Origin of the sequence: Merdimmobilis hominis, from assembly GCF_016901855.1 — a bacterium.
Taxonomy (GTDB): domain Bacteria; phylum Bacillota; class Clostridia; order Oscillospirales; family Ruminococcaceae; genus Paludihabitans.
Genome location: NZ_JACJKY010000074.1, coordinates 1 through 454, shown reverse-complemented (window position 1 = coordinate 454; position 454 = coordinate 1). Strand labels below are relative to the sequence as shown.

The 454-nt window shown below is 51.8% G+C and carries 2 tRNA genes and 1 rRNA gene; all 3 read right to left on the bottom strand.

The features are described 5' to 3' along the window. Nucleotides 1–9: 9 nt before the first annotated feature. Nucleotides 10–86 (bottom strand) — tRNA-Ile (locus tag H6A12_RS13125). A 40-nt stretch (nt 87–126) separates the two neighbouring features. After that, nucleotides 127–202, bottom strand: a tRNA-Ala gene (locus H6A12_RS13120). A 161-nt stretch (nt 203–363) separates the two neighbouring features. Next, nucleotides 364–454: ribosomal RNA gene (locus H6A12_RS13115) — 16S ribosomal RNA — on the bottom strand; the annotation flags it as partial.

Sequence of the window (454 nt, the reverse complement as noted above, 5' to 3'; positions counted from 1 at the left end):
CTCTCTGACTGGTGGGCTCAAGTGGACTCGAACCACCGACCTCACGCTTATCAGGCGTGCGCTCTAACCACCTGAGCTATGAGCCCATTTCGTTAGTCTTTCCGGCGTTCTTGCCATCTCTACCCGTGGTGGAGATGAGGAGGATCGAACTCCTGACCCCCTGCTTGCAAGGCAGGTGCTCTCCCAGCTGAGCTACACCCCCACGTCCTTCGAGACTTTTTTCTCTTTTGAAGATTCCCTTTCGGGATCCTCAAAATTAAACAATGTTCGGTAAATTCAGTATAACGTTAAGACTTACTTGCAGTTTTTCTTCGAGTGTCTGCCACACTCTTTATCCGAACCATAGGTTCGCTGACTCCATAGAAAGGAGGTGATCCAGCCGCACCTTCCGATACGGCTACCTTGTTACGACTTCACCCCAATCGTCAACCCCACCTTCGGCGGCGTCCTCCTT